Below are 13049 nucleotides of genomic sequence, written 5' to 3'. Positions count from 1 at the left end.
GGGGGCCCGGTGGCCGCGCGGGTCAGCGGGCAACGCGGAATCCGGTGTTGCCACTGGTGGAATCGGGGGTGTTGTGCGTGCGGGCGGCGACGCGATATCGGTTGCAGTAGCTGTCATGGCACAGGTACGAGCCGCCCCGCAGTACCTTCGTCGCGCTGTGGTCGGTGTGCCATGCGTCCTCGCACCATTCCCACACATTGCCGACCATGTTGTGGAGCCCGAATGCATTGGGCGCGAACGCATCCACCGGCGCGGTGCCGGCGTAGCCGTCGGCGGCGGTATTGCGAGTGGGAAATCCGCCCTGCCAGATATTGCACCGGTACTCGCCGCCGGGGGTGAGCTCATCACCCCACGGATAGCGGGCACGGTCCAGGCCGCCGCGCGCGGCATATTCCCATTCGACTTCGGTAGGCAACCGCACGCCCGCCCACGTGCAGTAGGCCTGGGCATCACGCCAGGACACATGCACCACCGGATGGTCCGAGCGTTCGGAGAGGTCGCTGCCCGGTCCTTCGGGAGCCGACCAGGTCGCGCCCGCCACTGCGCACCACCACGGTGCCGATGCTGGACGGCGCGCGTTGCGGCGCAACGCGGCAGGAAGGAATCCGGCGAAGACGTACGACCATCCGAAACGCTCGGCGTCGCTGAGATAGCCGGTGCTGGAGACGAATTCGCCGAATTCGGTATTCGTCACCGCGTGCGCGGCAAGCTGGAAGGTGCTGACCCGCGCCTGGCGCACCGGGCCCTCGCCGTCATTGGGTACAGCCTCGGAGTCGGCGTTGCCCATCCAGAACTGCCCGCCGGTCAGTGTGATCAACGGGAGTTCGTCGCGGGTAGCCGCGGTCGGCAGCTCGAGTGCTGAGGTATCGGCAGGAGCGCTGCCGCGCGCGGGTGTGCAACAGCTCCGCCCTGCGGAGGACGCAGCGGCCTCGATGCCCGGATCGAGTTCGGTGTTGTCGACGCGCATGCCTTGATGTCCCTGTCCGTGATGGTTGCGCTGGGTCGGTAAGGGATCCCGGCAACCTTTAGTAGACATATTGCCCAAAAATAGACGACATGTCCAGAAAAGTTTCGAACGCCCCGGTCGGCGCGACCAGAGGCGGCCGGTCGACATGAGTGATGGGCTGCGGAATGGGCGGTACGGGAAACTGGGTCGGTGACCACCGAGCGAGCGCCCCGTCCCGCCGCCCGCGAGCGCGTCGATCATCGTGCCGACCCTGGCGCATCGTGTCGAAGCTGAACTCGGTGCGGCCCTCGCGCCGCTGAATCTCACCGTCGCCCGGCTCGCACTGCTCGGCCATATCGCCAGCGTGCCGGGGGCCTCGTTCAGTGATCTGGCTCGGAGGGGTGCGATCAGCGTTCAGGGCGTGCATACCGCGGTGAAGGCCATGGTGGCCGGAAGTCTGGTGCGCGACCGTACGGCTCGGGCCGGGTCCGCGTCGACCATTGAGCTCACCGCCGCAGGCAGGCGGATCATGCAGTCTGTCTGCATGATCCGGTCCGATCCGGTTCTTGAAGGAGCTGCCGCCGCGCTGGAAGCTTTCTTCATGCCCGACAAGATCCTCTACAAAGTGCTCGATCTGGTGGCCTACCGGCTGAGCAGGCCCTTGGCGATGTGAGTGACCTGGATTTCGTTGCTGCCCGCGTAGATCATGAGGGACTTGGCGTCACGGGCGAGCTGTTCCACCTTGTACTCGGCCATGTAGCCGTTGCCGCCGAACAGCTGGACTGCTTCCATGGCGACTTCTGTTGCGGCACGGGAGGAGTACAGCTTCATAGCCGATGCCTCGGCCAGGGAGACCTTTTCACCCGCGGCCGTGCGCTCGATGGCATTGAACACCATGTTCTGCACATTGATTCGGGCGATCTCCATCTCGGCGAGCTTGAGCTGGATGAGCTGGAACTGGCCGATCTCCTTGCCCCACAGCTTGCGTGACTTCGCGTACTCCACGCTGAGCCGGTGGCATTCGTTGATGATTCCCAGCGCCAGTGAGGCGATGCCGATGCGCTCGGCGGCGAAAGACTCTTTGGCACTGTCTTTTCCGTCGCCCTTGGCCGGATTCTCCGTCTCGCCGAGCAGCCGGTCCGGGGTGATGCGCACATTGTCGAAGAACAGCTCGCCGGTGGGGGAGGAGTTCATACCCATCTTCTTGAACGCGGCGCTCTGTACGAATCCCGGCATGCCCTTGTCCAGGACGAAGGTCAGCACCTTGCGGTCGCGCCGATCGGTGCCGTCTTCCTCGTCCAGCTTGGCGTAGACGACGGTGACATCCGCGTACGGTCCATTGGTGATGAAGGTCTTGCGCCCGTTGAGGATGTAGTCCGCGCCGTCGCGCCGCACGTAGGACTTCATGCCGCCGAAAGCGTCCGAGCCGGAGTCGGGTTCGGTGATCGCCCAGGCGCCGACCTTCTCCATGGTGACCAGTTCGGGCAGCCAGCGCTTCTTCTGTGCGAGGGTGCCGCGGGTGCGGATGGTGCCGACGGTCAGCCCGAGGCTCACTCCCATCGACGCCACCAGGCCCAGGCTGATCCCGGCGAGCTCGCTATTGAGGATGACCCCCATGCTGCCCGCCCCGCTGAACCCGCCGCCCGACTTGCCCGTGGTTCCCGCTTCCTCCCGGGCCAGGGTCTTCTCCAGCCCTTCGCGCGCGAGCTCATCCAGCCCGAAGGTCGCGTACATCTTGCGGATGATGTCGAAGGGCGGGAGCGCGCCGCTCTCCAGCTGGTCGACGTGAGGCTTGAGCTCCTTGTCGATGAATCCGCGCAGTGCGTCGCGGAACATCAGGTCTTCGTCGGACCACTGGTACATGTCGTGAGCTCCCAAGGGATCGCCGGAACGGTCCCCCGAATATAGAACACGTTCTAATTCGACCGGGTGGTCAGGGCGATCGTTTTATGGCTGCAGTTCGGGGATGGGTTGTTCTTCCAGTACGACGATTTCGCACTGCTCGGCCCAGTGCAGGTGGTGGTGACCGTCGACCATTTCCAGCGCCTCGTCCATGGAGGCGGCCTGGAGGATGGACATGCCGATCACCCCGCTGTCGGTTTCGCTGACGCCGGTCGGCGTGACGCGGCGCGCGTTGCCGAGGGGTTTGCCGCCGTCGACGAGTCCGGCGCCGATCCGATTGCTCCAATCTGCCCACAGTTGCATGCCTTTCGCGGCTTCCGCGGGCGTGGCCTGGGCGAATCGTTCGGCGACCGAGAGGGGTGCGAGGTAGAGGACTATGTAGCGTTTCATGTCTCGACGATAGGTGACCAAAAGGTCACATGTCAACGATCATGTGACCGATCGGTCTCGTATAAAGTGAGGGCGTGGACGAGGACGCGGTGTTCAAGGCGCTGGCCGATCGCACTCGGCGGCACCTCCTGGACGCGTTGTTCGTCAAGGACGGCCAAACGCTGACCGAGCTGGAATCGGGACTGGAGATGACCCGCTTCGGCATCAGCAAACATCTCCGGTTGCTGGAGGAAGCGGGCTTGGTGACGGCCGTCCGCAGCGGGCGAAAGAAGTTGCACTACCTCAATCCCGTGCCGATCCGGTTGATTCACGATCGATGGATCGACAAGTTCACCGAACAGCGGATCTCCGCGCTGACCGATTTGAAAAGGGACCTGGAATCGTGACCTTCGACGAAGTCCTCGCGCGTGCGCGTCCGGAGACGACGCAGATCCATCGCGTGATCATTGCCGCGCCGGCCGCGCGGATCTGGCTGGCCGTCACCGATCCGGACTGGACCGTGCGCTACGGATTCGGCGGCCGCAGCATGATCGAACCTCGAATCGGCGGCGCATTCACGGTGTTTGCTCCTTCCGGACCTCGTCCGATCGATACCGAGCCCGAGATCATCATCAGCGGCACGGTTACCGATTACGACCCGCCGACCATGTGGGGCGCCCGCATACGTTTCCTCGGCGACGAAAACCTCGTCGCAGAACCGGAAACCTATCTGCGCTACGAGATTCGCGACCGCGGCGACGGCACCTGCGCCCTGACCGTCATTCACGACGTGGCCGGTGCCCCGCTCATCTCGATCATCATCTCCGGTGATCTGGAATCCGAAGGTTTCGGCGGCGGCTACCCATTCATGCTCAGCGACCTGAAATCCCTACTGGAAACCGGGAATTCACTACCGGTAAGCCGCCCCACCCAGAAGAGCTGACCAGAGGGATATGGGATGACCTATACGAGCTTCGTCGATGTTCTGCTCATTGCTACTCGGGGCGATCATGTCCTGCTTGCGCGTCGCGCCGATACCGGGTATTCGGATGGGCTGTGGAATCTGCCGTCCGGGAAACTCGAAGCCGATGAAGACCTGGAAGCTGCCATGATTCGTGAGGCGCATGAGGAAGTCGGGATACGGCTGAGCCGCAAGGATATTCGTATGGTTGCGGCGCTGCATCTGCGGTCGCCGGAGGGGCAGGGGCGCGTCGGATTCTTCTTTCACGCGGACAAATGGATCGGCGAGCCGTTCAATGCCGAGCCGCACAAGTGCTCCGATCTGCAGTGGTTTCATCGTGATGAGATTCCGGCGGACACTGTGCCCTATACCAATGCCGGGTTGGAACTGTTCTGGCGTGATGAGCATTTCGGCTTGTCGGGGTGGCCCCCAGCAGCCGATTTCGTTTCGTGAGCAATGACTCATGCGTCGCATCGGCCCGAAGTGAAGGTGTCCGGCTAGCCTGGCAACATGTTGGCAACCCCCTCGGACGAGGCACCGGCGATCCAGGGCGAAGCGCAGATCGTTGCGCTGTGCAATCAGAAGGGTGGCGTCGGTAAAACCACGTCGACGATCAATCTGGGTGCCGCACTTGCCGAACAGGGCCGGCGCGTGCTGCTGGTCGACCTCGATCCGCAGGGCGCGCTGTCCGCGGGGCTGGGTGTTTCCGTCAATGACCTCGAGTTGACCGTCTACGACCTACTCGGCAAATTCGCGCCGCCCGTCGACGATGTACTGATGGAGACCGGCGTCGACAATGTGCATCTGCTGCCGAGCAATATCGACCTGTCTGCGGCGGAGATCCAATTGGTCAACGAGGTCGGCCGGGAGCAGTCGCTGCGCCGCGTTCTGGAGCCGATCCGGGATCGCTACGACTACATCCTCATCGACTGCCAGCCGGCGCTGAGCCTGCTCACCGTGAACGCGCTCGCCTGCGCGGACGGTGTGATCATCCCGATGGAACCCGAGTACTTCGCGCTGCGCGGCCTGGCGCTGCTCACCGACACCATGGACAAGGTCCGCGACCGACTCAACCCGCGCCTGAGCCTGTTCGGCATCCTGGTCACCATGTTCGATCGCCGTCTACTGCATTCGCGTCAGGTGCTGACCCGGGTCGTCGAAGTCTTCGGCGACCAGGTCTACGGCACCCGGATCTCGCGAACGGTCCGATTCCCGGACGCCAGCATCGCCGGTGAACCGGTCACCACCTGGGCCCCCAAATCCGGTGGCGCCGAGCAATATCGGGCCTTGGCCCGCGAGGTCATCGACCGCGCCGCCCGCTGAACCGATGCTCTCCCGAGTCGAATGCGTGGTCATAGTCGTGTGGCTGCTGCGGCGCGCGCCGCATTGATGGTCGCGGCGGCGGCGCTCCAGATGGCGTAGAGGCTGACCGAGTAGGGCACCCACGTGGGATGGTGCAGCGCGATCAGCACGATGGTGGCGATGGCCAGGGCGACGGCGCGCTGGACCATCCCGTTGTGCAGCAGGGCGCGGAGCACCTGCGATTCGATCGAGTATGAAGCGTTGGTGGTAGCCATTTTTCGATCCTCAAAGTCGGTGAAAGGTGTTGTCTCGAATGTGCTCAGCCGTGCACGGCGTCGGCGGGCAGAAATTTGCCGAGGGCGCCGGCGGGCGCGGGGAATTCGGCCGGTTCGCGGGCGACCGACGGTCGCCCCGGGACCTGGTGAGGCTTGGTTATTCAGGTGCGAAGGGCGTCAGGCCCTACCTGTCGGCGATGAGCTTTCCGGCCACGCCATAGCCGTCCGCGGGGTACTCCTCGATCCAGATATGCACCGTCTCGGCGGGGATCTGATAGGCATCGACGAATGCGTCGGTGATCTTGGCGACCAGCGCTCGCTTGAGTTCCGGGGTCTTGGGCAGCTGCTGAATGGTGACGTTGGGCATGATCGGCTCCTGATCGTACGGCGGCTTTTCCGGGCTGTTCACCTGCGCATTCGAAGTAAATCGGGTTTACCGGCGCGGAACCAGGCGCAGTCCGGACCGACAGCGATCACGATTCGTGATCGTGCTCGCGGCAGGCTTTCAGCAGCAGGCATAGCTGTTCGTCGGGTGTTTCCGCCCTCGTCACCAGGAAGGTTGTCAACGACAGCTCGGCCGGTGCTCGAAAGGGCAGGAAGGCGACGCGAGCGGTCCGTAAGCGCGCGGCATGCGAGGCGTAAACGACGGTCCAGCTCGGCCGGCCCGTGCCGATTGTGGTCAGGGTGTCTGCCATATTCACCGAATTCGGACCCGGCAGCGGTTCGACGCCCGCCGCGTGGCAGGCGCCGACAACCAGGTCGACGAGTACGGGATTGTTCCGTCGGTGTGTCAGACGCAGCGGCAGCTTGGCGATATCTTCCAGCGGCACAGTCTCGTTCTGCGCCAGGGGATGTCGGGCGGGGAGGGCCGCCACCAGCGGATCGGCCCAGAGCGGGATCAGCTGCACGCCAGGCAGTTCGGCCGGATCGGATCTGTCACGTAGAAAGGTGGCGTCGAGCTCGCCCGCTACTACCTGTTCCACCCGGGCCCGGGTCGGCGCCGACACCAGGTCGACCACCAAATCTGGTGCCAGAGCCGCCAACTCGTCCAATATCAGGTCCAGATGCGCACCGAGTCCGGCGCTGGTGCCGATGCGCAGCGTCGCTGTGCGCTGAGCGGCGTGCTCGGCGATCACCGCTTGTGCGCGAGCCGCCGCGGCCAGTACCGCTTCGGCTTCGGGCAGAAAGCACGCGCCGGCGGTGGTCAGCCGGACATGTCGCGGTGAGCGGTCGAGCAGTTCGGCGCCGAGTTCCCGTTCCAGCCGGCGAATCTGCTGGCTGATGGCGGGCTGGCCGATGTGCAAGCGCTCGGCGGCTCGTCCGAAGTGCCTGTCCCGGGCAACCGCCACAAAGTATTCGAGCTGACGCAGTTCCACCTCGGGTGATCCTGTTCCACCGGTTCGTAGCAATAATCGTGTGCCACGAGTTTGCGGGCACGCTCACGGAGGAAGCAACACCGAATCTTGCCGCTAACGATCACTTTTACTTATCGAGCGATGAGCGCGCCGATCGGTTCAGCTTTGTTCGAGGTGTCCCAGCTCGCGGACGATGCGCGCGAAGGCTCGGATCCGTTCGCTTTCGGAATCGCTGCGCCACACCGGCGCCCATCGGACCAGGCGGGAATCGGTGATGGGCAGATACGTGATGCCGGGGCGCTGATAGTAGCGGGCGATATGGCTCATACCACTGGTGAAGGCGCCGCTCATACCGGCGGTGGTCAGAATGTCCTCGAGGGTCGAGATCGGCGTGACACGGTCGATGGTCCGGCCTTTGGGTGTGTAGAAGGGGCTGACCGCGTCCTCCCAGTAATCGGGCATGGGTGCCGTCGGGCTGAACACGCCGCGGTCGCCGAAAACCTCCAGCGATACGTTCTTCTCATCGGCCAGTTCGTGGCTGTCGGGCATGATCGCCACCATCGGTTCCACGGAGATGATCGGCCCGACCGTCAGTCCCGGTTCCTCGATGGGCAGCCAGGCGATGACGATGTCGGCTTCATCGCGATGCAGCGGGCCGAACTGATCGCCGAACTCGCTGCTGCGGACCCGCAGCTCCCAGCCGGGGAATCTGCTTCGGAAGGCGTCCCAGAACGGTTGATAGTCATAGGCGTTGTAGCCGATCATGGCCACGCGCAGTACTCCGGAGATACCCGCGGCGACCTGCCGGGCGTGTTCGATGGCCGCGAGTATGTCGTCGTAGGCCGGCTTCAGTTCGCTCGCCAATTGATGGCCCAGCAGAGTGAGCCGCACATCGCGGGGGTTCGAGCGGTCGACCAGGCGGCCACCGATGCGGCGCTCCTGATTTTTGATCGACTGGCTGACCCGGGCCTGCGAAAGATGCAGCCGCTGAGCGGTTCTCCCGAAGTGCAGTTCCTGCGCCAGGGTCAGGAAAATCTCGATGTCCCGTAATTCCACCGCGATCCTCCCGAACAGCCGAGCCCTGTGCTTGATGCTGGCATGGGCCCTCGACCGGCAACATCAGGGGAAACCCCCCATGCGACCCTGAATTCAGATTGCTCAACTGAAGCATCCGCCCCAAATGAGACCAATCGCCCTGAGTATAAACCTGTTCGGGCGACGTGCTGATCCGGACAATCGGTGGCATGGGGACAGTCGCTATCGGCACCGGCATCGCAGTGGGTTTCGGCGTTGCGTTCATGCTCGGGGCCGGTACTGCCCGGGCCGAAACGTTCAGTCCGGACTATTCGCAGGTGGCGAATGGTGCTGGTTACAGCCAGGATCAGCTGCTCACCCCGGGGTTTTCACCGATTCAGGTGCCGCAGGCGGATGTGCGAGACGGACGGGACGGGACGACCGTCGTCGCGCATCCGTTCATCGCATCCTGGGTGCACCAGGTGATTCCGGTGGCTCCGGGGACGGCGGTCGAGTTGCGGGGCGCGGCTCGGGTGCAGATTCCCGGCGCCGCGGGACTCGCCGGCGGTGGTGCGCCGGGGCGGTCGCTGGTGATCAATCCGAACGGGCACTGCGTCTTCGCGGGGCCGGACACCGACCCGGCGAAACTGGATGCGACCGCGCTGGCTCCGATTCGCGTCGATGTTCCGTTCTTCGATCTGGTGATCGAGCCGACGCTCTACCGCTGAACGGTTGCGCCGCAGCGAATTCCGGTGGCCCGGGAGTGATCCCGGATCACCTGTCGGCGCGGAAGGATGCGTCGAGGGCGTCTATCAAACGATTGAAGGTTTCGTCCATCGGGTCGGGGAGGCCGAAGGCTCCCGCGCCTTCCAATGACGCCAATCCGTGGCAGGCGATGCGCCAGATGCGGATCGCGTGGATCAGGTCCGCGCCCTCCAGCCGGTAGCCCTTGAGGGCGGCGCTGATGACGCCGACCGCCTGCACCGCCACCTCCTCGTGCTCCCGATCACCGGCGGCCGGAGCCTGGACGCTCGCCGTGTAGCGGCCGGGGAAGGACTTGGCGTAGTCGCGGTAGGCCGCCGAAAGCGCCTGCAGCGCTTCCTTTCCCGCTACACCGGAGGTGGCGGCGGCGAGCTTTGCGGTCAGCTCCCGCGTTGCCTGTACGGAGATATCGCGTTTGACGGCGTCGAGCCCGTCGACATGCTTGTACAACCCGGGAAGTGAGACGCCACAGCGCTTCGCGACCGTCGCCAGGGTGAGCCTGTCCAGGCCCACCTCATCGGCGACGGTCGCGGCTTCGGTGACAATCCGTTGCGGAGTCAGGCCGACACGGGGCATCTATTCGGCCGATCGGCCGAGCACGATGCCGGTACCGGTGACGAACACGATGAGCAGTGGCAGGGACACGTAGGCCAGGGTAGCCAAACCGGAGTTGAGCAACAGGTACGCGATGCCCGATCCGGCTATGGCGATCGCCATAGCGATGCCGGTGTAGCGCAGCCAGCGCGGCAACACCCCGGTCATGGCAGCGGCCACACCCATGACGGCAAGTACGAACATCTTGACGCCGTCGAGCCTGTTCAACGATCCGAACAGCAGATGTGCCGTATCGGGTGTGGTCGTCCGGGCCAGCGCGAGGCCGATGCCGAACTCGACCACCGAGATGGTCGCGGCCACGGCTCCCGCAATAGCGGTGATGCGGCCCGCCCGAGACCAGCCGGCCGCCCGAGCCAGCCACAGCGAAATGATGACCAGGCCGATCGCCGGAAGGCCCTCGCTGAACAGGTTGTTCGTATCCATCGCCGCGGAGTGCCCGGCGATCTTGGCGACCAGCGAACTCCCCGAATCGCCGAATCCATTGCTGGGCACCGGGATCGAGAGGGCGATGACCCAGGACAGCGCGTACCCGACTCCGGCGATGGCGGGAACCGTGCGAAGGGCCCCGGCGGTGGTGCGTGTGGTGGCGATGGTCGTCATGATCTAAGCTCCTGCGGTGTAGGTTAATCACACTAACTACAAGTTAATGGCATTAACCGCAGCGCGCAAGTGGTAGGCGGGATCAGAAGGTCAGGGCTGGAAACCGCAGGGCGGGATGCGGTGTGCCCAGGCGGCTACTGGGGGAGGCTCAGGCCGGCGGCGAGGGTGGGCCAGGAGCGGTAGAAGGCGTCTTGCCAGTAGCCCCAGGAGTGGGTGCCGGTGGGCTGGAAGTCGAAGGTGGCGGGGATGTTCAGGTCGTTGAGGCGGTTTTGCAGGTTGTGGGTGCAGTAGTTGATTGCTGCTTCGATGACGCCGCCGACGATCATTTGATTGGCCAGGCCCATTTGGGTGGGGTTCATCATGGTGGGGTCGCCGATGTGGTCGTGGGGGCCGGGGAGGCCGCTGCCGTCGGAGATGAAAAGTCTGGTGCCGCGCAGGCCTTCGGCATTGATGACCGGGTCGTTGGCGGCCCAGGCCGGATCGTCGTCATCGCCGTACATGTTCTTGACGTCGCCGCCGCCATAGGTTTCCACGACCAGTTTGGTGAAGCGCTTACCGATGGGATCGGCGATCTGGGCGCAGCCGCTGTAGCCGGCCACGGCCTGATAGAAGCCGGGCTTGGCGATCGCGAGCTGGAGTACCGCGGTGGCGGTCATCGAATTGGCCGCAATGGCGCTGGCGCCGTTGGTATTCAGTGCCGGGTCGATCAGCGGCGGCAATTCGTCGAGCAGGAAGGTCTTCCATTCGTTGCGGCCGAGGACCGGATCGTCCTGCTTCCAGTCGGTGTAATAGGCCCACGCGCCACCGACCGGCATCACAACATTCACGTCTTTGGTGGCGAGGAAATCGCCGATATTGGTGTTGTGCCACCAGGTTGCCATATCGGTGCCGCCGCCCGCGCCGTTCAGGAGGTAGAGCACCGGCCGCGATTGTGAGGCGTCATTGGGGCGCTGGACTTTCACGGTGATGTTCTTGCCCATTGCGGTGGAGTAGACCTGCAGTGTCAGATTGCGGCCGTCGACAGTTCCGGAGACCAGCTTCGAACCGTCGGGGGCAACCGGGTCCGCGAGCAGTTTCTTCGATGCGATGATCGGATCGGTGTTGTCCTCGGCGATCGCGGTGCCGGTGCTCGATACGGTGGACAGTGAGGCTGCAACAACTCCCGCAATTGCCAATGCCCCGAAACGCCTAATCGACCTGATCATGGGCCGACGCTACCCAATGCCCCAGGCGATGGCCAAGTGTCACACCTCACCTGCACTCGACACCGTGTCAATTGAAGTGACCCGCCCAACTTGGGTGACCTCGGGACGGTGCGGAACCGGCAGGTGCTGCTGCACAATCGAAGTCGATCTAGCGTCGGCGTCGATGCTCTCTTGGCGTGCGCTTATTGTGTTGCGGCCGTGCCTCTTTAGTGGCCACATATAGGTTCGTGACACGCTCACGGCATGGTTGCGGGCACGAGCGGCACACAGCGAGACTGTGCGGAGCTCTGTGCCGTCATCGGGCGGGGGATGACCATCAGGCTCGGTTCCGGACCTGTTGCAGGGCAGCAGCATCGAGCTGTAGCCGTTCTGGCAATGCTCCAGCGCTATAGCGCTACCGTTGGTGCGGTATGGGGAATGGATCCGACACTGGCGGACGAACTGCCCGGCACCTACCGGCTGCGGGAAATCGAGGCATTCGTCGCACTCGCGAGACGCATAGTGCGCGAGGTCGATCAGATCTGCCCCGCGCAGCCGACCGCGAACGTGCGCCGGCGCATGGCGTGGGATGACCTGGACAACTTGCTGATTCGCACCGAAGCCCTGGCCGAGCAGGTCGTGGCCATCGCGCCCCGCCGCTACGACACCGTCGAGGGCTCGCGCGAAATCTCCCGGCTGCGCCTGGCGACCAATGCCGACACGCTGGTGGAAGCCGGGCTGCTGATCCGCTCGGCCGTGCGCGAGGCATTGCGCCTGCCCTCGCCCGATACCGACGTCCTCGCGCTGGCCGCCATGGCCGACCTCGTGCTGGACCTCGCCGCCGACTTGAACGATGAGGCGTGTATGCCTGCGCGCCAACCGATTTGAAACAGACGAGAGAGCAAGGGGAGAGCGATGCGCGCCGTTCAGGCCGAGTCCCAGGGCAGTGAACACAAGATGCTGGGCAATTACATGCAGCGGCAGCGGCTCGAACTCGGACTGACGCAGGCGCAGGTCGCCGCGCTGCTGTTCATGTCGAACTCGGGGTTCGAGAAGTACGAGAACGGGCAGCGGGTGCCCACGGTGGCCACGATTCGCTCCTGGTGCAATGCGCTCGCACTGCCCCGTCACAAGCGCCGCAAGGTGTGGTCGATGGTGATGGGCGAGGACCTCGCCATTGCCGCCGGATCACTGTCCGCGGTCACCGCCGGCGAATTGCACCTGATGAACCGGATGCCCGGCCCCGCCTTCCTGCATCGGGTCCCGGAGTACTACGTGCTGGCGGCCAATGCGCGTGCGATCGACATGTTCCCGTGGCTGGACCCGGCGCTGGGCACGCCGGAACGCCCGGTGAATGTCATCGTCCAGATGATGACCGACCCGCGGGCGCAGCAGGTGCTGCAGAACTGGGACAGCATCGTGCACCGGCTCGTGTACATCCTCAAGGAGAACTCGCTGGGCCTGGTGCCCGAGAGCGAGATCGCCGCGATTCGGCAAGCGTGCCAGGTGAATCCGCACTTCGATCGGATGTGGGACACCGCCGTCGGGTCCAGCGATTACGACGACGACACCGTGATCGTGGTGGAGCCGGAATCGGGGGAGCGGGTCACCTTTCAGATGGATTCGCTGCGCTGGGCGCATCCGTGGCGCGATATCGAAATGTTCAGCCTGACGGAACGCCACGACGACGGTCTTCCGCCGCTGCACGAGACGCTGCCGGGTATCTTCGCGTGGTGAGTCGGACCGCGGAGGGAACAGTGTCGC

The 13049-nt window shown here is 64.4% G+C and carries 18 protein-coding genes; 8 read left to right on the top strand and 10 right to left on the bottom strand.

All coding sequences use genetic code 11. The annotated features are described in order from the left end of the window. Positions 1-22: 22 nt before the first annotated feature. A complete protein-coding gene (locus JWN03_RS18080; RefSeq protein WP_297616018.1) occupies positions 23-967 on the bottom strand; it encodes a formylglycine-generating enzyme family protein in 945 nt (314 codons plus the stop codon). Positions 968-1208: 241 nt separating this feature from the next. On the opposite strand from JWN03_RS18080, the gene JWN03_RS18075 reads away from it, so the two are divergent. Continuing rightward, the gene (locus tag JWN03_RS18075) at positions 1209-1619 is read left to right on the top strand and encodes a MarR family winged helix-turn-helix transcriptional regulator (protein ID WP_297616016.1); all 411 of its coding nucleotides are present in this window, start codon (positions 1209-1211) and stop codon (positions 1617-1619) included. On the opposite strand, the gene JWN03_RS18070 is transcribed toward JWN03_RS18075, so the two are convergent. Further along, the gene (locus JWN03_RS18070) at positions 1589-2809 is read right to left on the bottom strand and encodes an acyl-CoA dehydrogenase family protein (protein ID WP_297616014.1); all 1221 of its coding nucleotides are present in this window, start codon (positions 2807-2809) and stop codon (positions 1589-1591) included. The genes JWN03_RS18075 and JWN03_RS18070 overlap by 31 nt on opposite strands. Before the next feature lie 84 nt (positions 2810-2893). After that, positions 2894-3238, bottom strand: coding sequence for a hypothetical protein (locus JWN03_RS18065; RefSeq protein ID WP_297616012.1), 345 nt, complete (start codon positions 3236-3238; stop codon positions 2894-2896). Positions 3239-3312: 74 nt separating this feature from the next. Between JWN03_RS18065 and JWN03_RS18060 the strand changes: the two genes are divergently transcribed. The 4 genes from JWN03_RS18060 to JWN03_RS18045 are packed head-to-tail and all read left to right on the top strand — an operon-like array spanning position 3313 to position 5501. Then, complete coding sequence (locus JWN03_RS18060) at positions 3313-3624, top strand: ArsR/SmtB family transcription factor (RefSeq protein WP_297616010.1); 312 nt, start codon at positions 3313-3315, stop codon at positions 3622-3624. Next, on the top strand, positions 3621-4160 hold the full coding sequence (locus JWN03_RS18055) for an SRPBCC domain-containing protein (protein ID WP_297616008.1): 540 nt from the start codon (positions 3621-3623) through the stop codon (positions 4158-4160). The genes JWN03_RS18060 and JWN03_RS18055 overlap by 4 nt, the downstream gene beginning before the upstream one ends. Positions 4161-4175: 15 nt before the next feature. Next, on the top strand, positions 4176-4631 hold the full coding sequence (locus tag JWN03_RS18050; RefSeq protein WP_297616006.1) for an NUDIX hydrolase: 456 nt from the start codon (positions 4176-4178) through the stop codon (positions 4629-4631). A 57-nt stretch (positions 4632-4688) separates the two neighbouring features. After that, a complete protein-coding gene (locus tag JWN03_RS18045) occupies positions 4689-5501 on the top strand; it encodes a ParA family protein (RefSeq protein WP_297616004.1) in 813 nt (270 codons plus the stop codon). A gap of 29 nt (positions 5502-5530) precedes the next feature. Here JWN03_RS18045 and JWN03_RS18040 read toward each other — a convergent pair whose 3' ends face one another. The 4 genes from JWN03_RS18040 to JWN03_RS18025 all read right to left on the bottom strand — a co-directional run bounded on the left by JWN03_RS18040 (position 5531) and on the right by JWN03_RS18025 (position 8166). Continuing rightward, on the bottom strand, positions 5531-5755 hold the full coding sequence (locus tag JWN03_RS18040) for a hypothetical protein (protein ID WP_297616002.1): 225 nt from the start codon (positions 5753-5755) through the stop codon (positions 5531-5533). Between the two features lie 184 nt (positions 5756-5939). Then, positions 5940-6164 carry a 4-oxalocrotonate tautomerase DmpI gene (gene dmpI, locus JWN03_RS18035; RefSeq protein ID WP_297616000.1) on the bottom strand — a complete coding sequence of 75 codons (225 nt, stop codon included), beginning with the start codon at positions 6162-6164 and terminating at the stop codon, positions 5940-5942. A 64-nt stretch (positions 6165-6228) separates the two neighbouring features. Then, the gene (locus JWN03_RS18030; RefSeq protein WP_297615998.1) at positions 6229-7131 is read right to left on the bottom strand and encodes a LysR family transcriptional regulator; all 903 of its coding nucleotides are present in this window, start codon (positions 7129-7131) and stop codon (positions 6229-6231) included. A 138-nt stretch (positions 7132-7269) separates the two neighbouring features. Beyond that, positions 7270-8166, bottom strand: coding sequence for a LysR family transcriptional regulator (locus JWN03_RS18025; protein WP_297615996.1), 897 nt, complete (start codon positions 8164-8166; stop codon positions 7270-7272). A 188-nt stretch (positions 8167-8354) separates the two neighbouring features. Here JWN03_RS18025 and JWN03_RS18020 point away from each other — a divergent pair, with 188 nt between their 5' ends. After that, entirely contained in the window at positions 8355-8852 is a 498-nt protein-coding gene (locus tag JWN03_RS18020) for a hypothetical protein (protein WP_297615994.1), read from the top strand. A 46-nt stretch (positions 8853-8898) separates the two neighbouring features. Here the strand turns inward: JWN03_RS18020 and JWN03_RS18015 are convergent, their stop codons facing one another. The 3 genes from JWN03_RS18015 to JWN03_RS18005 all read right to left on the bottom strand — a co-directional run bounded on the left by JWN03_RS18015 (position 8899) and on the right by JWN03_RS18005 (position 11306). Beyond that, the gene (locus JWN03_RS18015; RefSeq protein WP_297615992.1) at positions 8899-9462 is read right to left on the bottom strand and encodes a TetR/AcrR family transcriptional regulator; all 564 of its coding nucleotides are present in this window, start codon (positions 9460-9462) and stop codon (positions 8899-8901) included. After that, a complete protein-coding gene (locus JWN03_RS18010) occupies positions 9463-10101 on the bottom strand; it encodes a hypothetical protein (protein WP_297615990.1) in 639 nt (212 codons plus the stop codon). A 134-nt stretch (positions 10102-10235) separates the two neighbouring features. Then, on the bottom strand, positions 10236-11306 hold the full coding sequence (locus JWN03_RS18005) for an alpha/beta hydrolase (protein WP_297615988.1): 1071 nt from the start codon (positions 11304-11306) through the stop codon (positions 10236-10238). 417 nt (positions 11307-11723) lie between these two features. Between JWN03_RS18005 and JWN03_RS18000 the strand changes: the two genes are divergently transcribed. Continuing rightward, the gene (locus tag JWN03_RS18000) at positions 11724-12173 is read left to right on the top strand and encodes a hypothetical protein (protein WP_297615986.1); all 450 of its coding nucleotides are present in this window, start codon (positions 11724-11726) and stop codon (positions 12171-12173) included. A gap of 27 nt (positions 12174-12200) precedes the next feature. Further along, a complete protein-coding gene (locus JWN03_RS17995) occupies positions 12201-13022 on the top strand; it encodes a helix-turn-helix domain-containing protein (protein ID WP_297615984.1) in 822 nt (273 codons plus the stop codon). Positions 13023-13049 lie beyond the last annotated feature (27 nt).

Origin of the sequence: Nocardia sp., from assembly GCF_025465275.1 — a bacterium.
Classification (GTDB): Bacteria; Actinomycetota; Actinomycetes; order Mycobacteriales; family Mycobacteriaceae; genus Nocardia.
This window is presented reverse-complemented; position numbering and strand designations above follow the sequence as displayed.